Origin of the sequence: Mesorhizobium escarrei (assembly GCF_935825525.1) — a bacterium.
In the GTDB taxonomy this organism is placed as follows: Bacteria; Pseudomonadota; Alphaproteobacteria; order Rhizobiales; family Rhizobiaceae; genus Mesorhizobium; species Mesorhizobium escarrei.
The window spans coordinates 1-489 of the sequence record NZ_CAKXZT010000087.1; the positions used below are offsets into that span (position 1 = coordinate 1).

1 pseudogene is annotated in these 489 nt (G+C 61.3%); it reads left to right on the forward strand.

What is annotated here, in order from left to right:
• Window positions 1-102: 102 nt before the first annotated feature.
• Window positions 103-489 (forward strand): annotated as a pseudogene (locus NMG80_RS05725) (hypothetical protein); the annotation flags it as partial.

Genomic DNA, 489 nt, shown 5'->3' on the forward strand with positions numbered 1-489 from the left:
GGCACGAAGAAGCTCGTGAGCGCGAGCGAGGCGCATGCGAGTGCGTCGGCGGCGGGCGCAAACTTGGCAATCTGGCGGGCCCCGCTGTCCATTGAGGTCCTGATGCCACGACTTGAGCGGTTGGACGAACTTTTGCAGTTCAATGTGGCCGGTCAGCAAAAAACCATCTCGCAAGCGCGCCAGATGAAGCCCGAGGACGCCGAACACGCGGTCGCCAGCGTGATCAATCGCCTGCAAACGCAGGCCACCGAGATGCAGGCCTGCCTTGCCGCGTTGGAGGAGCATCGTCTGCGCGTCCTACTCACGCCTGTGCGCGTGCAAGAAGCGCACCGCAAAATAGGCCAGCTCAAGTTGATGTTGTCCGAGGCGCAGGGACTGGCGAAGGCTTTGGACAGCGGAAAGGCCGCTAGTTCCATCGATTGCATGAAGACCTACCCCTTTCCCTCGCAGAAGTACCTTGAACACTTGCGGGCAGCCGAGGAGTTGGAG